This window comes from Streptomyces sp. NPDC054883, from assembly GCF_053610645.1.
This window is the reverse complement of the sequence record NZ_JBSGYT010000012.1, coordinates 27,622-51,075: the sequence shown is the minus strand read 5'-3', so window position 1 is coordinate 51,075 and position 23,454 is coordinate 27,622. Positions and strand designations below refer to the sequence as shown.

Genomic DNA, 23,454 nt, shown 5'->3' with positions numbered 1-23,454 from the left:
GTACGACGAAGGGCGTCTACCTAACATGTAGGTAGACGCCCTGGAGGAGGATGGCGCGGGATCAGCCGGCGCGGGAAACGCCGCCGAGCTCGCGGGCAAGCCGCGCCACCGCCTGGTCAGGTGTCTCGCGCTGCGCCATCAGGTCCTGTGCCACGGCCTGTACGGCCAGGCTCACCTGGTCGTAACGGGCGCTCTTGGGGCGCGGCACCGCCGACAGCACGCTCTGGCGGAGCGTGGACAGGTACGGATAGGCGCGGATCAGTTCGGGGTCGTCGTAGAGCGCGGCGCGCACAGGCGGTAGCGAGCCCTCGGTCAGCACCTTCCGCTGGACCCGTTCGCTCGTGAGGTAGGAGATCAGATCGGCCGCCGAGGCCGGATGCCGGGAACGGCTGCTGACGGCCAGATTGGAGCCGCCCAGCACGCTGCTGCCGGGCCCGCCGGGTCCGGGCAGCGGCACGACGCCGAACTTCCCCGCGACCTTCGACCCCGTCCCGCTCGCGTCGGCGTAGACGTAGGGCCAGTTCCGCAGGAAGAGCAGACGGCCGTCCTGGAACGCCTGCCGGGACTCCTCCTCCTTGTAGCCGAGCGCCTCCCGGGAGATCCAGCCGTCCCGAACGCCGTCCGCGAGGAACCGCAGCCCGGCGCGTGCCGCGTCGGAGTCGACCGTTACGCGGGCGCCGTCGTCGCGCAGGATCGAACCACCCGCCGAGTGGACGGCTTCGGTGACGTTGACGGTGAGCCCCTCGTACGGCAGGAACTGGCCGGCGTACCCGTCCAGTCCGTGCTTCGGGGCGATCGTGGCCGCCTGGCGGACCAGGTCGGCCCAGGTACGCGGTGGTTGTTCGCCTTCCGCGTCCAGCACGTCCTTGCGGTAGTAGAGCAGTCCCGCGTTGGTGACGTACGGGACCGCATACAGCCTGCCGTCGAAAGTGGCGGTTTCGACCACCGGCCGCAGGAAGGCGTCCAGGGGGAAGCGACCGCGGTCGAGCGGCGCGATCCATCCGGCCGCGGCGAACTCGGACGTCCAGGCGACGTCGATGTTCAGCACGTCGAAGCGGTTGCCGCCCGATCGCAGTTCGCTGATCATCTGGGCACGGGTCTCGTCGGCCGAGTCGGGGAGCTCGACGAGCGTGACGCGTTCACCGGGATGCCCGGCGTTCCAGTCGTCGAGCAGCGGGGAGAGGTAGCCGGTCAGGTCTCCCGCCGTGACCAGCGTCATGGGCCCGCGGCTGGCGGAGGCCACGCCGTCGCGGGCGCGGACGCCGAAGCCGGCGTACCCCGCAAGCACCACCGCCACGACCAGGAGAGCCCTACCCGCGGCACGCATCCACCGCATAGGTTCCTCCCAATGCACGATCCGGCTGCGCCGCCGACCATCGGGGCCTATATATACCCGTTAGGCATGGGCGATACTAGACGTCCAGGCAGACGGGCAGGAGGCGGCGCCACCCGGCCCGCTGCCGGGTGAACAGGTGACTACCGAGCGGGAGGGAGGAGGAGCGAGTGCGGCTGCCGCTCCTGGCGCTCCTCACCCGTGGCCCCGCCCATGGTTACGAGCTGAAGCAGGACCTTGAGAAGCTCCTGGGCGCCGCGTACCCTCAGCCCAACGTCGGCCAGATCTACGTCACCCTCGGCAGACTGGAGAAGAGCGGTCTGATCGAGGGCGAGGACGTCGAGCAGGCGGGCCGGCCCAACAAGCGCACGTACAGGCTGACCGACGCCGGACGAGAGGCCGTACTGGCCTGGTTCGAGGACACCGCCGAAGAGCCGCGGGTACGGGACGAGTTCTTCATGAAACTCGCCCTCGCGCCCCGGTCGGGGCTGGCCGACCCCGTCGCGTTGATCAACAAGCAGCGGCGGCAGTACCTCAACACCATGCGGGACCTGTCGAAGCTGGCCGCGGCCGAAGACCGCGACAACAAGATCCCCCAACTGCTGATCGAGGGCGCCATGCTGCATCTGCAGGCCGACCTCGACTGGCTGGAACGCTGTCAGGAGGAGCTGGAATGAGCGAGGACGCCGCCACCGCTCCTGCGGTGCCCATCGTGCGGGCCGAGGGCCTGACCAAGACGCACCACGGCGAGGGCGCGCCGGTGCCCGCCGTGCGCGGGGTGGACCTGACCGTCCGGCCCGGCGAGTTCGTCGCGGTGACCGGGCCGTCGGGAGCCGGGAAGTCCACACTGCTGCACCTGATCGGCGGCCTCCAGCGGCCCGACGGCGGAAAGCTGTGGATCGGCGGAGAACGCGTCGACGAGTACCGGGAGGCCCGCTGGGCGGTGCTCCGCCGGCGCAGCATCGGAGTCGTCTTCCAGTTCTTCAACCTGGTCTCCAACCTCACCGTGGCCGACAACGTCGAACTGCCCGCCCTCCTCGCCGGCGCCTCCCCGAAGTCCGCGCGCGAGTCGCGGGCCGAACTGCTCGCCGAGCTGGGGCTCGAAGGTCGCGAACGCTCGATGCCCGGCGAACTCTCGGGCGGCGAACAGCAGCGGGTCGCGCTCGCCCGGGCCCTGGTCAACCATCCCGCGCTGCTGCTCGCCGATGAGCCGGCCGGCAGCCTCGACAGCAAGGGCACCCGCGAGGTGCTGCGGCTGCTCACCCGCTTCCACCAGCGCGGCCAGACGATCATGATGGTCACCCATGACGCCCGGATGGCCAGCGCCGCCGACCGCGTCATCAGCTTCTTCGACGGCCGCATCGCCGACGACGCCCAGCTCGGTGACAGACGCCGCGGGCCGGCCGACGGCGTGTCCCGCGTACTCGAACTGAAGGAGTGAAGGTGCGGGCCACTCTGCGCTGGGCGCACGCCGACTTCCGCGCGCACCGCGGGGAAGCCCTCTTCGTCGTCCTGGCCAGCGCCGGAATCATCGCCTCGCTCCTGCTCGCCGGCGCCATGTTCAGTTACGCCGCGAACCCGTGGCAGCGGATCTTCAACCAGTCCCAGGGCGCGCACATCTGGCTGCACACCCGTGCCGGGGCCGCCGACCTGGACGCCCTGGGCCGCCTGGACGGAGTCGCGGCGCTCTCCGGCCCTTATCGCACAGCGGCGACAACGGTCGAATCGCGCGGCGCGCGGGCCAGAGTGGCACTGCGGGCGAGCTCGGTGCAGCCGCCCGAAACCGGGCGACCGCTCCTCACCGCCGGCAGCTGGCTCACCGCGACGGACAGCGGGGCAGGGCTCGGGGCCGTCGTGCTGGAGAGTTCCGTCGCGCGGGCGCTGTGGGCGGAGCCGGGCGAGACGGTGCGCGTCACCGGACCGGACGGCGCCCCGCACGAACTGCGGGTGGCCGGCATCGCCGAGGCGGCCGAACCCCGCTACCAGCCGGGCGGCGCACCGGGCATCGGCTGGGTGCTCTCCCCCACCCTCGACACGATCGCGCCCACGGACACCGGGCAGAGCGTGGGGCTGCGCCTGAGGGATCCGGCGGACACCGACTTCATGGTCCAGCGCGCCGTCACCGTCCTGGGCGCCGACCGGGTCGCCCAAGTGACGAAGTGGCAGCAGGCCCGGGCGGAGGCGGGCGGTGACGACCGGCTCCTCGGGCAGATGTTCGCCGTGTTCGGTCTCGGTGCGCTGCTCGCCGCGGCACTCGCCGCTTCCGGCGCGATCGGTGCCCGCGTTCGGGGCCAGCTGCGGGACATAGCCATCCTCAAGGCCATCGGCTTCACTCCCGGCCAGGTGGCCCGCGGGTTCCTCGTACAGCACCTGGCCTTCGCGCTGCTCGGGGTGGCCCTCGGCACGACGGCGATCGCCCTGCTCGGCGCCCGGATACCGGGGCGGATCGGGGAAGCGGCGGCGGTCTGGCAGGACCTGCCCGGCCACGCGGGGCTGATGATCGGCGTCCCCTGCGGCGCGGTACTGCTGATCGCGGCCGCCACCGGCATCTCGGCCTGGCGGTCCGGGCGGGTGCCACCGGTACCCGCGGCCCGCGCGGCGTTGCCGACCGCCGCGCCGATGACCGCCCTGGGCAGGCGGGCGCTGGGGATGCGGGTGCCCGCCGCCCTGGTGCTCGGATGGCGCGCCGCGTTCCCGCGACGCGTCCGGACGCTGGCATCGGTGGGCCGGCTGGCCCTGCCGCTCCTAATGATCACGGTCGCGCTCGTCGCGTGGTCGACACTCGACCAGTTCCGCAGCCGGCCGGCGCTGATGGGGCTGCCCGCGGCCCTGACTGTCCGGGCCGAACGGCCCACCGGGCTGTCGGACGCGGAGCTGGAGAAGACCCTGGCGGCGGTCCCGGGCATCGCCGCGGTCCACCCCGGTGCGGAGATGGCGGCCCTGGTGCCGGGCCAGACCGGCACCATCACGCTCCGCGGGCTGGGGACGACCACACACCCGTACCCCTCCGCGGTGGTGGAGGGGCGGGCGGGCGGTGGCCCGGACGAGGCGGTGGCCGGCCAGGGACTGCTGGATCTCCTCGGCGTCCGCGTCGGCGACTGGGTACGCATGACCGTCGAGGGGCGGCCGCAGGTACTGCACCTCGTCGGCCGCACCATCGAGCCCGATTCCGGCGGCCGCGTCATCACCACGACCATCGACGCGCTGCGCGAGCGTGATCCGCAGCTACGGCCGCACTTCCAGGCCCTGGTGCTGCGCAAGGGCGCGGACCCCCGGGCCGTGCGGAGCACGCTCGCCGTGGCGGCCGGGGGAACGCTGGAGATCCGGGAGACGCCGAATCCCGCCGACCGGCTGGAACCGGCACGCGCAGTGATCGCCGCCCTGATCGCGGTACTGGCGCTGATCGGCCTGATCGAATTGCTGACGCTGATCAGTGCGGGGGTGCGCGACCGGGGCCGGGACCTGCTCGCACTCAAGGCGATGGGGCTGACGCCCCGGCAGATCGGTTCGATGATCGTGGTGGCCGCCGGGCTGACCGCGCTGGTTTCCGCGGTGGCCGCAGCGGTGGTGGGCGCGGTGTCCGGCCGCTGGCTCGTGGACGCGCAAGGCGCATCGAGCGGGATCGGGGCCGGAATCGCCCGGCTGCCCTCGCTGCCCGTGCTGCTGACGGTGATCGTTGGGGCGGTGCTGGGCGCGGTGGCGGCGGCGACCCTGCCGGCCACGCGCACGGCGCGTCGGCGGCTCGCGGACTCGCTGAGCGAGACGCTCTGAGCCCTGAACGCAACCGCCATCACCTCGAACCGCTGACGCGCAGGTCCCACTCCGCACCGAAACACCAGGCCGCCCTCCTGGGCCGCCTCGACCGGCACGGCAGCATTCGGCGCCCGCCCCGCCCCTGAACGGCGACGGCTGCCAACCTTCCGCGCCCCCGCTCCGGCTGCTGCCGGGACTGCCGGCCGGGCCCCGCCGACGCCTCGTGGGCGTAGCAGACGCGTACGCGCCGGCTCAGACCGTGAAGACGAAGCTCAGACCACCGTTAACGGTACGCTGCGTACCCCGGAGCGGGTGGTGCGGCGATTGCCGGCACCGTTCACAGCGGAGAGGGCGCCGAAACCGTCACCGACACCGTCACCGGCGGAAGTCGAGGACGCGCTCGGCGAGTTCGCGGACCGCGGCGGCTGGCGGGCGGTCGCCGGGGCGGGACGCGCCGGTGGCGAGGAGGCCGTCGACGAGGATGAGCAGCTGGTCGGCGGCGAAGCCGGGACGCGGGTGTCCGAGGGCGGTCAGCTCGGCCGCGAACAGGCCGTGGAGGGTGCGCCGGTAGGCCCGGGTGACCTCGTGACCGGGGTGCTCCTGGTCGATGAGCGCGAGGTCGGCGGCGAGGTAGCGGCAGCCGTGGAAGTCCGGGGCTGCGGCGACGTGGCCGAGGCGGTCGAAGACGGCGAGGAGCCGGGCCCGGGGGTCGTCTCCGGCGGCATCCATCGTGGCGCGGTACTGCTCCGCGTCCTCGGCGGTGCTGCGGCGCAGCACCTCGGCGACGAGGCCGTCCTTGCCGCCGAAGTGCTCGTACAGCGAACGCCGGGCGACCCCGGCCGCCTTGAGGAGGGCGTCCACGCCGACGCCGACGCCCTGGCTGTAGGTCAGTTCCTGGGCGGCGAGCAGGAGCCGTTCGCGGGGGCCGGGCCTGGCGGTGCTGGTCATGGCGTGATTCTGCCAGCCCTTGACTCGGTAGATCAACTGGTCTATCTATATCCCCATGGCACTCGGTAGACCGAACGGTCTATCTCTTCAACGCTCGGGAGACAACATGACCGTGTCCGTACTCAGCACCGCGGAGGTCATCGACCGCTTCAACCGCGCGTTCATCGAGCACGAGGCCGGCCTCCTGGCCGACCTGATCGCCGAGGACTGCGTCATGGAGAGCGTCCAGCCCCCGCCGAGCGGGGAACTGGTCCGCGGCCGCGAGGCGTGCACGGCCTGGTGGACAGCGGTCATAGACGACCGCGGCACACAGTTCGCGCCGCAGGAGGTGATCGTCGCGGGCGAGCGCGCGACGATCGTGTGGTCCTACCGTTTCGGGACCGGCCCCGACGCGTGGGTGCGCGGCGTCAACGTCATGCGGGTGACCGACGGCCGGATCGTCGAGGCGATCGGCTTCAGCAAGACCGCGGGCGAGGTGCCGCTGGCCGCCGAAGTGGTCAACGGGCCCGGCGGGGCGTAAGTCCTGCGCCGGACCGCCGCCCGGCGGGGCCGCCCACCGCACCTCCCCGCGCCATAGCCACCCCCAGGGCATCCACCCACCCATGTCACACGAAGGGCCCCCGATGCGGAGCTACCACCTGTCGCACAGCGGCGCCGGGCTGTCCGGACTCACCGTCCGCGAGCACCAGACCCCTACGGCCGGTCCCGGCCAGGCCGTGGTCGCGGTGCGCGCGACGTCCCTGAGCTTCCGCGAACTCATGGTGCTCGACGGCACCTACGTCCTGCCGGTCGAGCCCGACGTCGTCCCCGTCTCGGACGGCGCCGGTGAGGTCGTCGCGGTCGGCCGGGGCGTCGACACGGTACGGGTCGGCGACCGCGTCGCCGCCACCCTCTTCCCTTCCTGGCAGGACGGACCGTTCGCCGCGGAACACCTGCCCCAGCGCGGCGGCTCGCTCGACGGCATGCTCACCGAGTTGGCCGTGATCGACGCGGACGCGCTCGTGGCCGTCCCCGCTCACCTGACGTACGAGGAGGCCGCGACCCTGCCGTGTGTGGCGGTCACGGCATGGAACGCGCTCACCGGCGACGGTGCCGGAATGCGCAACGGCGACACCGTCGTCGTCCAAGGCTCCGGTGGCGTCTCGCTCTTCGCGCTCCAGTTCGCCAAGGCGCTCGGCGCGCGAGTCATCGCCACCACCAGCAGTGCCGGCAAGGCCGCCCGGCTGCGCGACCTCGGCGCCGACGACGTCGTGGACTACGCGGCCACACCCGACTGGGCCGGCGAGGTCCGCGCGCTCACCGGCGGCCGGGGCGCCGACCGTATCGTCGACGTCGCCGGACTCCTCCACGAGTCCGTGCGCGCCGTCGCCCTGGCCGGCACCATCGCGTGCGTCGGCTTCACCGGCCAGACCGCCCCGGCGCTCGACCCCTACGCCCTCTTCGCCTCCGGTGCCACCATTCGCACCGTGGCCGTGGGCAGCCGCGCCCAGTTCACCGCGATGAACGCTTTCATCGAGACCCACGGCCTCCGGCCCGTCATCGACCGGGTCTTCCCGTTCGACGACGCCCTCGACGCCTACCGCCACTACGCCACCGGCAATCCCTTCGGCAAGGTCGTCATCAGCACCTCCTGATCTGCACCTCTGACCTCTGCGCCCGGCGGCCACCTCGGCCGAAGACGTCAGGGCGGCACGAAGCACCGACGAAGCCGGGGCAGGTGCGGTCGCTGCGCGCTGTCGGGGCGTCAGGGCCGGGACGTTCCCGTGATCGGCTGAAAGCGGCTCCCGGCGCGGCGCCGCCGACGGATGCCCTGGGCTCACCGCTCTGTCCACGTAGCGGGCCAGTGCCTCCAGGACGGGAGCGTGGCCAAACCGGTTCGACGCCTCGGGCGTTGCGTGTGTAGTGCTGCGTGCCGTCGACTTCTTCTCCGGCTCCCCGCGCACCCCTGTGGTGGGCGGGTCACATCACTCCTCGTTCAGCCAGCCGCATACGTAGTACTGCTGGTCAGCGTCCCGCTCGATGATCCATTGGTTGAGGACGTCGCCTGCGAGTTTCCCGGTCTCGGGGTCGCGCCGGGTGATCTTCGCTTCCACGCTGAGCTCGTCCATGTTCCGGGGGACCTCGTAGGGCTGGAGTTCCCAGCGGTCCACGAAGTAGCCGTTCAGGGCGAAGCCGAGCAGGCCTGCGCGCAGCCGGGGGCAGGTACCTCGGCGCAGGGAGGTCATGTCGTGGTCCGCCAGGCCGTTCATGTAGAGCGCGAAGACGCGTTCGACGGCTTGGCGGTCGAGGGGGGTGCGTGTGGCCTTGGGGGTGGGGCTGGGTCTGGGCGTGGGAGTGGACGGGGTGGCCGTGGTGGGTGCGGCTGGGGAAGGAGACGGGGAGTAGTGGGTGGGCGCCGTGGAGTCGGCCGCGCGGGTGCGGCCCGCGTCGTCGTCAGTGGACCCGGACCCCGGTAACCACCAGGGCATCGCGAGCAGGACGGCCACGACGACCACCGTCAGGCCGCCCGACAAGTACCCCCACCGCCGACCAGGGCGGCCGGGGCCACGCGCCGGTGGGGTCAGGCCTCCCGCTCCGGGGCCGGCGCCCGGCGCCGCAGCCAGCCTCAGCGTGGACGCTGATGTCGGCGCGGGGTCCGGCCGGGAGGGCTCCGCTTCGCCCGCCGACCCGGCGAGCAGGTCGTACGCCTCATCGGCGGTGAGGCGCTGCGCCGGGTCCTTGCGGAGCAGGCCGGTCAGCGCCGGCGCGAGTTCCCCGGCGCGGACTGCAGTGGCGGGTTCCTCGGTGGCGACGGCGACGAAGACGGCCCAGGAGCCGGAGCCGCTGAACGGAGGGTGTCCCTCCACGGCGGTGAACAGCGTCGCACCCAGGGACCACAGGTCGGATTCGGCGGTCGCCGGGAGACCGCGCACCTGCTCGGGGGACATGTAGGCCGGGGTCCCCATGAGGGCCCCCGACCGGGTCAGACCGGGCTCGCCCTCCACGGCGGCGATCCCGAAGTCGGTCAGCACCACCCGGTCGCCTTCGAGCAGCACGTTGGCGGGCTTGATGTCCCGGTGGGTGACGCCCGTGGCGTGGACGGCGCGCAGCGCGTCCAGGACCTGCCGGCCGATCCTGGCCACCCGGGCCGGCGGAAGCGGGCCGTCCTCTTTGATCAGGTCGTCCAGGGAGCGGCCGTGGACGAGTTCCATCACGATCCACGGGCGGCCGTCGTCGCCGGCTATCCGGTCGTGGACGGTGATGACCCCCGGGTGTTTCAGTCTGGCGGCCGCGCGTGCCTCGCGGTCGAGGCGGCCGATCCAGGCCCTGCGCCGGGAGGCGTCGAGGTCCTCAGGGAGCCGGAGCTCCTTGAGTGCCACCTCCCGGTCGAGTTGCTCGTCGTGGGCCCGCCAGACGGTCCCCATGCCGCCTTGGCCGAGCAGTTCGGCCAGCCGGTACCGGCCTGCCAAAAAACAGTCGTCCGCGATCGTCAGTCACGCCCGGGAACCTAACCCAATGCGCCAGGCCGTGAGAACGGCCCCCCGGTCAAGTGCGGTGCCGGGCTGCCGGTTTACGTACCGTTGGGGTTGGCCTGCGGTTCCGTTTCGCTCTCATGGGGCCGGGGACCGCGGGTGGTTCCGGCTCCGGCCCGGGTGCGATGCCCCCGTCTGGCGGGTGTCGGCGGCTACGGCGCTCTCGGGCCGTCTCACGACGGTCCGTCGCTTCTACCGGGCCGGCGTGCTGGAGCGTCGTCACCGGGGCCGCAGCAGACACAGGTGTCTTACGTGCGGCGCTACCGCGGGTCGCCGTTGGCGGCGAGGCGGGCGCTCGTCTCCTCATGGGTGCGCTGGGCCTCGCGGTCTCGCCGGACGGCACGTACGCGGAGCCCTGCCCGGCCCGGTCGCCCGAAGCATCGGCGACGGAGTCGTCTTCACCACGATGTCCGTTGCCGCCGCCACCGGGGTCCCCGGCCGGCAACAGGGCACCGCCTCGGGCATCGCCTCCGACGGGATCAGCACCACGTTCTTCGTCGTGCCCGACGGCATCGCGCTGACGTTCCTCGTCGCTTTGAGGCGCTGTCCGGCGCCGCCCGTACCGGCGCCCGCCCCGGTGCCGGGCCAGAGCCGCCGCTGCTGGGCACGGCCGGGCCCCGGCTGGGCCGTCCCCGCGCGTGAGCGGCAGGCTCGGTGACGAGGAGCAGCGGGTCCGTCCTGACAAGGGCGCCGGGCGGCGGTGTTCCCACTGCCCTCGGGACTGGTGATGGCCGCAAGGGGTGACGCAACGAGATCGAGTTCGGGGGCCCGGAGCGGGCTCAGCGGCGGGGCAGGAGGAGACGGGACAGGGCGGCGGTGGCGACGAGGAGGGCGGCGACGGCGAGGAGGCCGATGCGCATGCCCGGGAGGGAAAAGCCTCCGGCCGGGCCGGCGAGCAGACCGCCGAAGAGGGCGACCGCGAGCGCGCCGCCGGTCTGGCGGAACGAGTTGAGCAGACCCGACGCGGTCCCCGCGCGCTCCGCCGGGACGGCGTCCATCAACAGTGCGGTCAACGCGGGCACCACGAGCGCCCCGCCGATGCTCAGCGGCAGCAGCAGGACCAGCACCAGCCACACCGGGGTGTGCGCGGCCAGCGGCAGCATGGCCAGCATCGCGCCGGTGAAGATCAGTTGACCGGCGACGATCACCGGCCGGCGACCGATCCGCTCCGCCAGTCGCGGCGACACCAGGTTGGTCGCCGTCACCACCGCCGACATGGGGACGAACATCAGCCCGGCTGCGATCCCCGACATCCCGCGCAGCTGCTGGTAGTACAGCCCGAGGAGGAAGATCCCACCGTAGAAGGCCGCGTTGACGGCGAAACCGACCGCGAGCGGGACGCCCACCCTGCGGTCCGTCAGCATGCTCAGCGGAACCATGGGCTGGCGGTGCCGGGACTCCACCACGCGGAAGACGCACCCGGCGGTGACGGCGATCGCGGCCGCGACCAGCACGGGGCCGCTGGTCCAGCCCAGGTGACCGCCCTCGATCACCGCGAAGGCCAGCCCGGCCAGGGCCAGTACGGCGGTGAGCTGACCGCCGACGTCCACCGCGGCAGGCCGGCGCGCGGAGCGCGGCATCCGGACCAGCAGGCCCAGGATCAGCGCACCCACCGGGAGGTTGAGCAGGAAGACCGCCCGCCAGCCGGCCGACTCGGTGAGCAGCCCGCCCAGTACCGGACCCGCGGCCATCGCCAGCGACCCACCTACGGTCCACAGCGCGATGGCGCGGGCACGTGTCCGGGCGTCCTCGTACGCCTGCCGGATCAGAGCCAGCGAGGCCGGCATCACGACCGCCGCGGCAGCGCCCTGCGCCACCCGCGCGCCCACCAGCACGCCGATGCCGGGCGCCAGTGCGCAGCCGAGGGAGGCGAGGGTGAACAGGGCTACGCCCCAGGCGTAGGCACGGCGGGCGCCCGCCCGGTCGGCGAGGGCGCCGGCGGACAGCATCAGGGCCGCGAACATGAGGGTGTACGCGTCCACCACCCACTGCAATCCGGTCATCCCGCCGCTGAGGGACTTTCCTATCGCGGGCAGCGCGATGTTCACGGCAGAGACGTCGATGGTGATCACCGTGAATCCGAGCAGCGAAGCGACCAACGCGACGCCGCCGCGCCGCTGCGCGGTGGGCGCGCCGACGGTAATCGGCCGGGGCCGGTGCGGCGTTCGTCGCCGGAGCGTGGACACGGGTGACGGTGGCTGCTGACCGTGCCGGTGGGCGGGCGCGGTGGTGGCGGACGGGGCAATGACAGGCTGGGACGGCATGACGAACTCTCCTGTGGCCGAGGGATTCGATGGGGAAGGGCAGAACGAGCGGGCGGCCCCGGCCCGCCGGGCCGCGGTCCTGTGCCTTGCACTCCCTGGGTCCCGCCGGCCGGGCCGCCCGCTGCGGTAACAACTCTCCGCCCTCGCACTGTCGGCCGGCAGACCGGGCTGTCCCCGGGGTGCCGCGTTCCAGGTCCTGACAGGGCCCCCCACGTTGCCGGTCCGCCTGCCACAATGGGTCGAATGGCAGCAGCAGACGCGCGGGGCACCGAACTGGGCCGGTACTTGAAGGCCCGCAGGGCGCAGATCCGCCCGGAGGACGTCGGGCTTCCGGTCGGCACAGGACTGCGCCGTACTCCCGGCCTGCGCAGGGAAGAGCTGGCCGCGCTGGCCGGCGTGAGCGTCGACTACTACATCCGCCTGGAGCGCGGCCGGGAGACCAACCCCTCCCCCGCCGTCGTCGACGCCCTCGGCCGCGCCCTGCGACTGCGCGGGGACGCTTACGAACGCCTCCACGAGCTGGTGGAGTTGGCCTCCGGTCGGATCGGCGAACTCCCCGCCTCCTCCGATCACACCGTCCGCGACTCGGTGCTGCGGATGCTGGAGTCGATGCGTCCGCTCCCCGCCTACGTGGTGAGCCGCTACAACCGGGTACTGGCTGCGAATCCGCCCGGCCGACGACTGCTGCCCGGACTCTGGGACTGGCCGCAGGAACAGCGCAACCTGACCCGCTATCTCTTTCTCCACCCGGTGGGCCGGACGCTCTACCAGCCGTGGGAGGAGACGGTCGCGCTCTCGGTGGCGCATCTGCGGGCGGTGGCCGGGGCCGATCCGGACGATCCCGAGCTGACCGCGCTGGTGGGTGAACTGGTGGTGAAATCAGCGGACTTCGCCCGCCTCTGGGAGCGGTACGACGTCTGCGAACGCGGGGGTGGGCAGAAGTCATTCCGGCATCCCAAGGTCGGGCCGATGACCCTGACCTATGAGGTCATGCAACTGGCCCGGTCGGGCGGCCAGCGAATGGTGGTCTACCAGGCGGCCCCCGGCACCCTGGACGAGACGGCCATGCTCCGTCTGGACACCACGGAAGCCCGACCGGAGCCGGCTCCCCAGGAGCCCTGTCCCAGCAGCGCGCCTTGCCCGGCACACGCCTCCGTCGGCTGAGCCCCGGCCGCCAGCGCGGACAGCCCGGAGGGCGGTGGCCCTGAGCGGGCTCGCACCGGACTTCGTACCCGACCCGGCCCGCGCCGGGTCCGGACTCATCCGTGTGGTGCGCCCAGGCGCCTGGTGGCTCTGCCTCGGGAGCAACGCCGACGACGCGGTGGGCGGGCAGGGGGCCGCGGCCCCGGGGTGCGGGCCCGGATCCACGCTCAGCCACCCGGCGGCGAGTGCGGCGAAGCCCGCCGGGACGGTGTGCGCGCCCGGCGGAGCGTCGCTGCGGCGGGCGGCGCCGTCCAGGCAGGCGAGGATCAGTGCCGCCGGGCTGCGGCGTGCAGCAGCTTCGCCGGGTCCGGCTCCCTGGCGACCCGTGCCCGGGGTACGGCGACCGGATCCTCGGCCGCCGGCGCCTGCACGCCGAGCCGGGCCGCGGCCGGGCCGCGCGTGCCGCGCCGGACGAGGGCGGCGAGCCGGTCGGCGCCGCAGTGAGCAGGTGCGGGCAGCCGACGACCTGCCGCGAGAGGATGGACGGATTCTTGCGTACGTCGGCCCGTGCGAGCGCTCCGGCCCTCGAAGCCTCCGCGCCCGGGCGGGGCCGGGAACCGGCGACGATGCGGTGGGCCGTGCGCGGCGTCGCGCCGTGCCGCAGCAGGGCGACGTCGACCTGCGGGCCGTCGAGGTCGCCAGCCGCTCCTCGCAACCGTCCCTCAGTCGGCGGGACCGGACGGCGAGGATGTGCGAGGCGCGCGGACAGGCAGGCGGCGAGCAGCCAGGGCCCGTCGGGGCCGAGGCGGGGCGGGGACGGTGTCTACGGTCTCGGCGTCGGCCAGGCGGAGCAGGGTGCCGATCGTCCGGGACCCAGCGGTGGTCGCCTCGTGCCGGCCGGCCGAACCGCCTCGGCGGGGGTGCGCGGGCCGGGCCCGAGCGGCGCGGCCCGTTCCTCCGGCGGGCGGTACGCCGACACGGCGGCCGCGGTCTCGGCCGGCTGCCGCACGCCGTCGGGGTCGGTACCCGGCTCGGCGCGCAGAAGGCGGCGGACGGCGGCACACCAGGCGTAGGCAAAAGCGGGGCGGCGCCGTTCGTGTGGCAGGAGGTACAGCCGGTGGGCGTCCGGCAGGCGGGGCAGATCGCCCGCCATGAGGCCGCCTCGCGTGTAACTGGGTGCTTCCACACCCGGCATGGCGCAGGCGCCGGCCACGGTGCCACAAGTCCGGCGGTGCGGCACCGAGGCGGTTGCTTCCGTGTGCGCCGGTCACGGATGTTGTCGCCGGCCTGGGTGCCGTCCGCGTGTGGTGCGGCGAGAGACGGGGTCCCTTCTCTACGGTGAGCTGGTGAACCGCCTCCTGCCGTGGCCGCGAAGGGACCCGACCGGCCGGCCGCCACTGCGGACGGACTACGCGGGTGCTCTTTACGGGTCCCTGCTCGCCGCCTCCGTCATCGCCGCCTCGAGCGTCGCGGGTGACTTCCCCCGGCTCCAGCTCGTGGTGCTGCTCCTCGTGACCGGCCTCGTCTTCTGGGCCGCGCACGTCTATGCCCAACTCGCCGGCGAGCGGCTGTCCGGCCAGAACCTGGGCTGGGCCGAGGCGCGACGGGTCGGACGGCGCGAGTGGCCGATCGTAGAGGCCGCCGTACTGCCGTCCGTGGCTGTGGCGCTGGGCCCGGTCCTGGGGCTCGGGCTCAACGGTACGGTGTGGTTCGCGCTGGCGGTCGCTGTGGCGCAGCAGGTCGCCTGGGCCTGCATCGGCGCTCTGCATGCCGGCGCGTCCCGTCGCCAGGCGGTGGTCGAGGGGATCGTCAACCTCGTCCTGGGGCTGGTCATCGTGGCCGCGAAATCAGCCCTCGGACACTGAACGCGTCCCACTCCCGCACCCCGCCCCGGCAGATGCCGCAACCGCACGTACCCGCCGCCGAACCTCCCCGCGCTTCCCAAGACGACCGGCCGGGCTGAGTGAGTCCCGGGGCTCGGGTTTCCTGACCGGCAGTCATGTGCCCGGGCCGCCGTTCGCACCGAGCGGGTCCCGCGCTGAGCAGGCGCCGGGGGGCACGCCGCCGGTCACGGGACCGGCGGTACGGCAGTCGGTGCGGCTTTCGCGTCGGCGGGGCTCGGGAGCGGACCGCATAGCTCGACGGCCAAGGACCCGTGGCCGGGGCGGTTCCAGCGGCGGTCGCCCGCAGCAGGTCGGGACCGGACCCGACACGCGGGACGAAGGTCGCGGCAGCTCCCCGGTGAACCCGTACGCGGCTCGGCTTCCGGTCGGCTCGTGACGGCCGCACTCGACCTCCTCGGCCGGCGTCGGACGCTGCGCCTCCCGGTACGCAGTCGGCCGCGGCTTGGAAAGCACCCCTGGACGGGCAGCGGCTGTTCCTGACCGAGATCGGCAGCCGGCGGGACGAAGCGACGCGCAGGCGCCGGTTGACCGCCGTCGTAACGGCAGGTCATCGTCCGTTCGCCGGAGCGGCGTTGTCAGTGGCGGACGTTAGGTTCGGGATGTTGCAAGGACCGTTTCCCGACAGGAGTGGACGATGACCGAGAGCGGTGTTCAGCCCGCGCTCAGAGTGGTGCTGACAGACGTGAACGAGCGTGTGGTGGAGGCGTGGCGGGCGGCGTTCGCGGACACCCCCGGCATCGAGATCCGCAGGGGCTCGATCCTCGATGAGGACGTCGATGCCTGGGTCAGCCCGACGAACTCCCTGGGCCGGATGGACGGCGGGGTGGACGCCGTCATCAAGCGGCACCTCGGATCCGGCATCCAGCTACGGGTGCAGCGGGCGATCCGCCATCGGTTCGCCGGAGCCCTCCCGGTGGGCAGCGCGGTCTGCGTCCCGTCGGGCGCGGCCGTCCCCCGGTACCTGATATCGACGCCGACCATGGTGCAGTCCTCGCAGAACGTGAGTGCCACGCTGAACGTGGCGCTGGCGTGCGCCGCCGCGTTCCAGGCCGTCCACCGGCAGAACCGCCGGGTGCCCGGCAGCATCCGCTCGGTGGCACTGGTCGGCATGGGCGCGCAGACCGGTCGGGTCCCGGCCAGGGTGTGCGCCAATTTGATGTGGACCGGCTACACCCTCTTCCAGGACCACTGGTACGAGAACGACGACGAGCTGCGCGCCACGATCACCACGCAGCTCCACGACATCGAGAACGCCCCGGTCGAGGAGCGGGTGCGCATCGTGCCGCCGCAGGCCGTTGCGCCGTTCCCTTCCTGCCATCCGGACCACCACCCCCAATCCCCGACCACGACGACCGAAAGCGCCTCCCCCATGACTGACCCGATCAACGGCCCGGCGCCTTCCCCGTCCGACGCGGACGACCCCCTGGCTCTCACCGAACTCTTCAACGGCGGCGGTGAGCCATGGCTGCCGCTCCTGAAGCCCGTCATCGAGGCGCTGCCGGACGCCGCCCGATTCATCGGGAAAGGCCGCAGCCCCGAGGTGGTCCCCGTCCGTGAGCTGACCTTCCAGGCGCTCAAGCCCAACCCGCCGCACAAGTGGAAGGTCGTGGCCTTCGGCCAGAACCCGTACCCGCGGCCGGAGAGCGCGACCGGCATAGCCATGTTCGACAACACCTTCAACGACTGGACGGACAGCCAGTTCGGCAGGGTCGTCAGTATCCGCTGCATCATCAAGGCGGCGGCGATGTGGAAGTACGGCATCGCCAAGAAGACTCCCATCGCCGACGTCCGCGCGCTGTTGCGGGAGCGGGAGACGGTCCAGCCGCCGGAGTGGTTCCAGGCGATGCTCACGCAGGGCGTGCTGTTGCTGAACGCCTCGCTCACCGCCAGCGGCGACGGAGCGATGGGAGCCGACCAGCACACGGCGTTCTGGCGCCCCGTCGCCGAACGGATCGTCGAAGAGATCCTCAAGGCCAAGCAGGACGCCGACGCGGAGGACCGCGGCGTCGTGTTCGCCTGGTGGGGAGCACACGCCCGCAACCTGAAGCGGGTCGTCCTGCGGCTGCAGGAGAAGTACCCGGACGTCGAGGTCCGGCACATCGATCACGCGAACCCGGCGGCGCAGGGCGACATCTTCTGCGAGGGCGACCACTTCGCCATGGTGAACGAGGCTCTCGCGTCGCTGGGTGCCGACGGGATCGACTGGCTGCCGAGCAAGGGGTGGAACGAGGGGGCGGGCGGTGCGAACGGGGGCGTCGCGGCACGCATGGGCGCCTTCATCGAGTCGACCATGAACCTGCACCAGCTGTACCTGGAGCGGCTCACCAGCGTCAAGGACGAGGGGCTGGTCCTCCCCGCCATCACCGGCGTGTTCGATACCCCGCTGATGGACTTCCAGGACGCCGTCGCACCGGTGGCCGAGACACTGTCCGGGCTCGCCGGGCACATCGACCGGTCACGCGACTTCGGCAAGCGGCGGGCGGACGAGGCGCCCGGCAGCCTGTCGGCAGACGCGATCGCCGCGCTCTACCTCTACACCTGCGAGTCCGCCTTCTACCGCGAGATCAACGCCGTCCTCCGCTCCCCCGACCGAAGCCGGGTCACTCCGTATCTGCCCTACCTGCGGTTGCTGTTCTCGGCGGTCTCGGGGCTGCCCGGATATACGAAGCCGCTGTGGCGCGGTGTGTCGCTGGACCTGCGGGCGCAGTACCCGGTGGGTCGGACGGTGACCTGGTGGGGCGTCTCCTCGTGCACCTCCGAGCTGAACGTGGCCCGGTCGTTCCTGGGCAGCCGCGGCAGGCGGACGCTCTTCGAGGTGACGTCCGCCCAGGCTGTCGGGATCAGGAGCTTCTCCGCCTTCACCGGGGAGGAGGAGTACATCCTCACGCCGGGCACGCAGCTCAAGGTGACGGACGTGAAGAGCGAGCGCGGCGGGCTGTGCACGGTCAGGCTGACCGAAGTGGACGCCGCTCCCCTGGTGTCCTGACCCGCTGTCTCGGCGGTCCACCGCCCGGCTTCGAGCACGGCCATCGCCTGCCCGCGCTCCGGAGACGGCGGTAGGACCCGGGCCGCCCGTGACCGCGCCGTTCCGGGGACCGGGCGCGTGACGCTGGTTGGGTTCGGGCGGTGTGGCAGGCGACGAGTAACGAACACACCGCACCAACTCGCCCGGCAGTGCCGCCACTTCCCGAAGGCTGCCGGAGCCCCGTTCCGCCGCGCGGGTACGGCGGACACGGTGGCCGGGAACATCAGTAGAGTCCCGGGGAGTTTTTTCGTCAATACTTTTCACAAGGATTGAAGAAACCCCAAGTTCACAGGCCTGACGCACAGTTGAGACGCAGGCCGGCCTTCAGTTCATGAACGCCGAAACCCTTGACGGCCCACCTGAGGGGCAGTTCACTCACGCTTCGATCCCCCCGGATCCATGACGTCAGGAGCACCCCGCATGCCACTCCTCTCAGAACGGCCGCCGCGGCTCACCGTCGCGGCGCTCGCCGCCGCCCTGGTCGCGGCCCTCCTCGTGCTGCTGCCCGCTACCGCGGCGCAGGCGGCTCCCGTCCTGCTCTCCCAGGGCAAGCCCGCCACGGCCTCCAGCGTGGAGGGCGCCGGGACCCCGGCCGCCGCGGCCGTCGACGGCGACAACGGGACCCGCTGGTCCAGCCAGTTCTCCGACCCGCAGTGGATACAGGTCGACCTCGGCGCCCCCGCCCAGCTGAACCAGGTGGTCCTGCGCTGGGAGGCGGCGTACGCGAAGTCCTACCGGGTCGAGCTGTCCACCGACGGCACCAACTGGTCCACCGCCTACTCGACCGCCGCGGGCACCGGCGGCGTCCAGACCCACGACATCACCGGCACCGCACGCTACGTCCGCGTCTACGGCACCCAGCGGGCCACCGGCTACGGCTACTCGCTCTGGGAGTTCCAGGTCTACGGCACCCCGGGCAGCGGCCCGGTGGTCCCGGGCGGTGGTGACCTCGGACCGAACGTGATCGTCTTCGACCCGTCGATGCCGGACATCCAGGCCAAGCTGGACCAGGTCTTCGCCCAGCAGGAGTCGGCCCAGTTCGGTTCCGGCCGCTACCAGTTCCTCTTCAAGCCCGGCACCTACAACGGCCTCAACGCCCAGATCGGCTTCTACACCTCCATCTCCGGCCTCGGTCTGAGCCCCGACGACACCACCATCAACGGGGACGTGACCGTCGACGCCGGCTGGTTCGGCGGCAACGCGACCCAGAACTTCTGGCGCTCGGCCGAGAACCTGGCCCTCAACCCCGTCAACGGCACGGACCGCTGGGCCGTCTCCCAGGCCGCGCCGTTCCGCCGGATGCACGTCAAGGGCGGCCTGAACCTCGCGCCCAACGGCTACGGCTGGGCCTCGGGCGGCTACATCGCCGACTCGAAGATCGACGGACAGGTCGGCAACTACTCGCAGCAGCAGTGGTACACCCGTGACAGCTCGATCGGCGGATGGTCCAACGCCGTCTGGAACCAGGTGTTCTCCGGTGTGCAGGGGGCACCGGCGCAGAGCTTCCCGAACGCGCCGTACACCACGCTCGACAGCACCCCCGTCTCCCGGGAGAAGCCCTTCCTCTACCTCGACGGCGCCGAGTACAAGGTCTTCGTACCGGCCAAGCGCACCGGTGCCCGCGGCACCTCCTGGGGCAACGGCGCACCGCAGGGGTCCTCGATCCCGCTGAGCCAGTTCTACGTGGTCAAGCCCGGCGCGAGCGCGGTGACGATCAACGCGGCGCTGGCCCAGGGCCTGCACCTGCTGTTCACCCCCGGCGTCTACCACGTCAGCCAGACCATCCAGGTCAACCGCCCGGACACGGTCGTACTGGGCCTCGGCCTGGCCACGATCGTCCCGGACAACGGGGTGACCGCGATGAAGGTCGCCGACGTCGACGGCGTCAAGCTCGCCGGGCTGCTGATCGACGCGGGCCCGGTCAACTCGCCCAGCCTGCTGGAGGTCGGTCCGGCCGGCGCCGCCACGGACCACGCGGCGAACCCCACCACCGTGCAGGACGTGTTCGTCCGGGTCGGTGGGGCCGGTGCGGGCAAGGCCTCGGTCGGCATGGTGATCAACAACCACGACACGATCGTCGACCACACGTGGATCTGGCGCGCCGACCACGGTGACGGGGTCGGCTGGGAGACCAACCGCTCCGACTACGGGTTCCGGGTCAACGGCGACGACGTCCTGGCCACCGGGCTGTTCGTCGAGCACTTCAACAAGTACGACGTGCAGTGGAACGGCGAGCGGGGCCGCACGATCTTCTTCCAGAACGAGAAGGCGTACGACGCACCCAACCAGGCGGCCGTCCAGAACGGCTCCACCAAGGGCTTCGCGGCCTACAAGGTGGCCGACTCCGTGAACGCCCACGAGGGATGGGGCCTGGGCAGCTACTGCTACTACAACGTGGACCCGACCATCCGCCAGGACCACGGGTTCGAGGTGCCGGTGAAGCCCGGCGTCAAGTTCCACGACCTGCTCGTCGTCTCGCTCGGCGGCAACGGCCAGTACGAGCACGTCGTCAACGGCACGGGAGCCGCGACCTCGGGCACCTCGACCACGCCGTCGACCGTCGTCTCCTTCCCCTGATCCAGACCTGAACCCCCGCGGGGCGCGGGGCGGCAGTCGCCGCCCCGCGTTTTGCGGGCCGCCCGAGAGAGCGCTCTCCCACCCGGGGAGCGTCCGCGCCAACCGGAGGAGCACAAGTGAATCTCCGATCCAGGAAACCGTCCGCCTTGGTGGTTACCGCCGCCTTCGCCCTGACCGCGACCGCCGGACTGGGCGGTCTCGTCCTGACCGCCCAGGCCTCCGTCGACAACGGCGCGGCCGTCCACGTGAACCACTCTGCGGTCGCGCCGCTCGCCACCGGTGACGACCCGGACGGGGACGGCTACATCCCGGCCGTGCCGCCCGTCACCGGCGTCACGCCGTCGTGGGCGAACCCGCCCGACCGCTACTTCCACGAGTTCCAGGCCAACTGCGCCGTCAGCAGGACCGCCCCCGACGACCCGATCGTCTTCGCGGGCCGGCCCGGCGCCTCGCACGACCACACCTTCATGGGCAACACCACGACCGACGCCTACTCCACCACGGCCTCCCTCAGCGCGGGCGGCACCCGCTGCAACGCCCCCGGAGACCTGTCCGGCTACTGGATGCCGACGCTCTACGACGGTGACCGGCCCGTCCTGCCGACCGGACCGCAGGTGATCTACTACAAGAGCGGCGTGACCGACTACAAGAGCGTGCGCCCCTTCCCCAAGGGTCTGCGCTTCGTGGTCGGCAGTCCGACGCAGACGGCGGCCCAGTTCCGCGGCCACCGAGGCTGGGTCGAGGGCTGGGAGTGCGGCGACAGCTTCAAGAACGTCGAGTTCCCGGCGAACTGCCCGGCCGGGTCCCAACTGAACATCCGTATGCAGTCCCCCAGTTGCTGGGACGGCAGGTATCTGGACACACCCGACCACAAGGCCCACATGGCCTACCCGGTCGTGAAGCCCGGCACCAACGACAACGTGTGCCCGGCCGACCACCCCGTCGCGCTCCCGATGGTCGAGTTCAAGATGGCCTTCCCGGTCAGCGGTGACATGTCGCAGGTCAGGCTCTCCAGCGGCAGCGGCCACTCCTTCCACTACGACTTCTTCAACGCCTGGGACGACCGGACGCTGGGGGCCCTCGTCGACAAGTGCGTCAACGGCGGCTTCCAGTGCAACGCCCGCGGCTACGACGAGACCCACCCCGAGGCGGGATCCGTCCTGGGCCCGGACTACCGGCTCCCGTGACCCCCTCCCCCACCCCCTCCCAGGAGGTCCAGGCATGTACTCCCGCACGTGTTCCCTCGTCACGGCCGCGCTCCTCGCGGGAGCCGTGGCTGTACTTCCCGCGGGCCCGGCGCAGGCCGCCGGCAGCGTGGTGAAGGTGACCGGCTCGCAGGGCGACTGGCAGCTGACGGTCGACGGTTCGCCTTACGTCGTCAAGGGCGTCACCTGGGGTCCGTCGCCGGCGGACGCCGGACGGCTGCTGCCCGACGTGAAGTCGCTGGGCGCCAACACCATCCGTACGTGGGGCACCGACGCGAGCAGCCGCCAGCTGTTCGACGCGGCCGCCGCGAACGGCGTCAAGGTGGTCGCCGGGTTCTGGCTCCAGCCGGGCGGCGGACCGGGCAGCGGCGGCTGCACCGACTACGTCTCGGACACCGCCTACAAGAACAACATGCTGGCCGAGTTCACCAAGTGGGTGGAGACCTACCGCGCCCACCCGGCGGTGCTCATGTGGAACATCGGCAACGAGTCGGTGCTCGGCCTGCAGAACTGCTACGCGGGAGCCGAACTGGAGAAGCAGCGCAACGCCTACACGGCCTTCGTGAACGATGTGGCGAAGGCCGTCCACCGCATCGACGCCAACCACCCCGTCACTTCCACCGACGCGTGGGTCGGCGCATGGACGTACTACAAGCGCAACTCCCCCGACCTGGACCTGTACGCGGTCAACTCCTACAAGGAGGTCTGCGGCGTCCGCCAGGCCTGGGAACAGGGCGGTTACACCAAGCCGTACATCATCACCGAGACCGGTCCGGCCGGCGAGTGGGAGGTGCCGAACGACGCCAACGGGGTGCCGTCGGAGCCCGGCGACCAGGCGAAGGCGGACGGTTACACCAACGCCTGGGCCTGCGTCACCGGCCACCGGGGCGTCGCCCTGGGGGCGACGGTCTTCCACTACGGCACCGAGTACGACTTCGGCGGCCACTGGTTCAACCTGACCCCCGCCGGTGAGCGCCGCACGTCGTACTACGCCGTCAAGCGGGCGTTCGGCGGCAGTACCGCCGGGGACGACCTGCCGCCGACGGTGTCGGTGCCCGCCGTGGCCGACCCGGGCGCCGTCCCGGCGGGCAAGGAGATCACCGTCCAGGCCCCGGCGACGGACCCCGAGGGCGACCAGCTCTCCTACGAGGTCCTGTGGGGGAGCAAGTACGTGGACGGCGGGGGCGCTCTGGCCTCCGTGCCGTCCACGAACCTGGGCAACGGCACCCTGAAGGTCACGGCTCCGGCGAAGACCGGCACGTGGAAGCTCTACGTCAAGGTCAAGGACGGGCGGGGCAACGTCGGTGTCGAACAGCGCTCCGTCAAGGTGGTACCGCCTCCGGTGGCGGGCACCGACGTGGCGCAGGGCCGGCCGACGACCGCCTCCAGCCACCAGAGCGACGGTTACGGCGGCTGCCCGTGCACGCCGGCCCTGGCCACGGACGGCCGCGACGACACCCGCTGGGCCAGCGCCTGGGCCGACCCGCAGTGGCTCCAGGTGGACCTGGGGTCGGTGAGGCAGCTGAGGCACACCCAGCTGGTGTGGGAGGGCGCCTACGGAAAGTCGTACGCGATCAAGGTGTCGGACGACGGCCAGAACTGGCGGACGGCGTACGCCACCGCGTCCGGGGACGGGGGGATCGACGACTTCGACATCAGCGCGTCGGGCCGCTACGTCCGGCTGGAGCTGACGCAGCGCGGCACCGGCTACGGCTACTCCCTGTTCCGCTTCGGGGTCTATGCCTGACCGTCCGGCCCGCTGAGGCCCTGCCGGATCCCGCGCGCCGCCC

16 protein-coding genes are annotated in these 23,454 nt (G+C 72.1%); 12 read left to right on the top strand and 4 right to left on the bottom strand.

Annotation, left to right across the window (positions count from 1 at the left end; all coding sequences use genetic code 11):
* Positions 1-61 precede the first annotated feature (61 nt).
* Entirely contained in the window at positions 62-1,336 is a 1,275-nt protein-coding gene (locus ACWGH1_RS11830) for an ABC transporter substrate-binding protein (protein ID WP_453351957.1), read from the bottom strand.
* A 167-nt stretch (positions 1,337-1,503) separates the two neighbouring features.
* Between ACWGH1_RS11830 and ACWGH1_RS11825 the strand changes: the two genes are divergently transcribed.
* Genes ACWGH1_RS11825 through ACWGH1_RS11815 form a run of 3 tightly spaced genes read left to right on the top strand, consistent with a single transcriptional unit; the run spans position 1,504 to position 5,104 of the window.
* Positions 1,504-2,010, top strand: coding sequence for a PadR family transcriptional regulator (locus tag ACWGH1_RS11825; RefSeq protein WP_453351958.1), 507 nt, complete (start codon positions 1,504-1,506; stop codon positions 2,008-2,010).
* On the top strand, positions 2,007-2,774 hold the full coding sequence (locus tag ACWGH1_RS11820; protein ID WP_453351959.1) for an ABC transporter ATP-binding protein: 768 nt from the start codon (positions 2,007-2,009) through the stop codon (positions 2,772-2,774). Before ACWGH1_RS11825 ends, ACWGH1_RS11820 begins: the two co-directional genes overlap by 4 nt.
* 2 nt (positions 2,775-2,776) lie before the next feature.
* A complete protein-coding gene (locus tag ACWGH1_RS11815) occupies positions 2,777-5,104 on the top strand; it encodes an FtsX-like permease family protein (RefSeq protein WP_453351960.1) in 2,328 nt (775 codons plus the stop codon).
* Positions 5,105-5,461: 357 nt separating this feature from the next.
* On the opposite strand, the gene ACWGH1_RS11810 is transcribed toward ACWGH1_RS11815, so the two are convergent.
* Positions 5,462-6,034 (bottom strand): TetR/AcrR family transcriptional regulator, encoded by a 573-nt coding sequence (locus ACWGH1_RS11810; RefSeq protein ID WP_453408649.1) that lies wholly within the window; start codon positions 6,032-6,034, stop codon positions 5,462-5,464.
* 106 nt (positions 6,035-6,140) lie between these two features.
* Between ACWGH1_RS11810 and ACWGH1_RS11805 the strand changes: the two genes are divergently transcribed.
* Together ACWGH1_RS11805 and ACWGH1_RS11800 are read left to right on the top strand one after the other, a co-directional pair.
* Positions 6,141-6,554 carry a nuclear transport factor 2 family protein gene (locus ACWGH1_RS11805; RefSeq protein ID WP_453354517.1) on the top strand — a complete coding sequence of 138 codons (414 nt, stop codon included), beginning with the start codon at positions 6,141-6,143 and terminating at the stop codon, positions 6,552-6,554.
* Positions 6,555-6,657: 103 nt separating this feature from the next.
* Positions 6,658-7,668: a zinc-dependent alcohol dehydrogenase family protein gene (locus ACWGH1_RS11800; RefSeq protein ID WP_453354516.1), complete on the top strand. Its 1,011-nt coding sequence runs from the start codon at positions 6,658-6,660 to the stop codon at positions 7,666-7,668.
* A gap of 330 nt (positions 7,669-7,998) precedes the next feature.
* Here ACWGH1_RS11800 and ACWGH1_RS11795 read toward each other — a convergent pair whose 3' ends face one another.
* Positions 7,999-9,483, bottom strand: a complete 1,485-nt coding sequence (locus ACWGH1_RS11795; protein WP_453354515.1) for a serine/threonine-protein kinase — start codon at positions 9,481-9,483, stop codon at positions 7,999-8,001.
* Between the two features lie 469 nt (positions 9,484-9,952).
* Here ACWGH1_RS11795 and ACWGH1_RS11790 point away from each other — a divergent pair, with 469 nt between their 5' ends.
* Positions 9,953-10,204: a hypothetical protein gene (locus tag ACWGH1_RS11790; protein ID WP_453354514.1), complete on the top strand. Its 252-nt coding sequence runs from the start codon at positions 9,953-9,955 to the stop codon at positions 10,202-10,204.
* Positions 10,205-10,325: 121 nt separating this feature from the next.
* Here ACWGH1_RS11790 and ACWGH1_RS11785 read toward each other — a convergent pair whose 3' ends face one another.
* The gene (locus ACWGH1_RS11785; RefSeq protein WP_453354513.1) at positions 10,326-11,810 is read right to left on the bottom strand and encodes an MFS transporter; all 1,485 of its coding nucleotides are present in this window, start codon (positions 11,808-11,810) and stop codon (positions 10,326-10,328) included.
* A gap of 243 nt (positions 11,811-12,053) precedes the next feature.
* Here ACWGH1_RS11785 and ACWGH1_RS11780 point away from each other — a divergent pair, with 243 nt between their 5' ends.
* The 6 genes from ACWGH1_RS11780 to ACWGH1_RS11755 all read left to right on the top strand — a co-directional run bounded on the left by ACWGH1_RS11780 (position 12,054) and on the right by ACWGH1_RS11755 (position 23,411).
* Positions 12,054-12,974 (top strand): helix-turn-helix domain-containing protein, encoded by a 921-nt coding sequence (locus ACWGH1_RS11780; RefSeq protein ID WP_453354512.1) that lies wholly within the window; start codon positions 12,054-12,056, stop codon positions 12,972-12,974.
* Positions 12,975-14,299: 1,325 nt separating this feature from the next.
* Positions 14,300-14,818: a hypothetical protein gene (locus tag ACWGH1_RS11775; protein ID WP_453354112.1), complete on the top strand. Its 519-nt coding sequence runs from the start codon at positions 14,300-14,302 to the stop codon at positions 14,816-14,818.
* Positions 14,819-15,491: 673 nt separating this feature from the next.
* On the top strand, positions 15,492-17,843 hold the full coding sequence (locus tag ACWGH1_RS11770) for an ADP-ribosyltransferase domain-containing protein (RefSeq protein ID WP_453354113.1): 2,352 nt from the start codon (positions 15,492-15,494) through the stop codon (positions 17,841-17,843).
* Between the two features lie 459 nt (positions 17,844-18,302).
* Positions 18,303-20,459 carry a discoidin domain-containing protein gene (locus tag ACWGH1_RS11765; protein WP_453354114.1) on the top strand — a complete coding sequence of 719 codons (2,157 nt, stop codon included), beginning with the start codon at positions 18,303-18,305 and terminating at the stop codon, positions 20,457-20,459.
* A 116-nt stretch (positions 20,460-20,575) separates the two neighbouring features.
* Positions 20,576-21,646 (top strand): DUF1996 domain-containing protein, encoded by a 1,071-nt coding sequence (locus tag ACWGH1_RS11760; protein WP_453354115.1) that lies wholly within the window; start codon positions 20,576-20,578, stop codon positions 21,644-21,646.
* A gap of 34 nt (positions 21,647-21,680) precedes the next feature.
* On the top strand, positions 21,681-23,411 hold the full coding sequence (locus ACWGH1_RS11755) for a discoidin domain-containing protein (RefSeq protein ID WP_453354116.1): 1,731 nt from the start codon (positions 21,681-21,683) through the stop codon (positions 23,409-23,411).
* Positions 23,412-23,454: the final 43 nt, after the last annotated feature.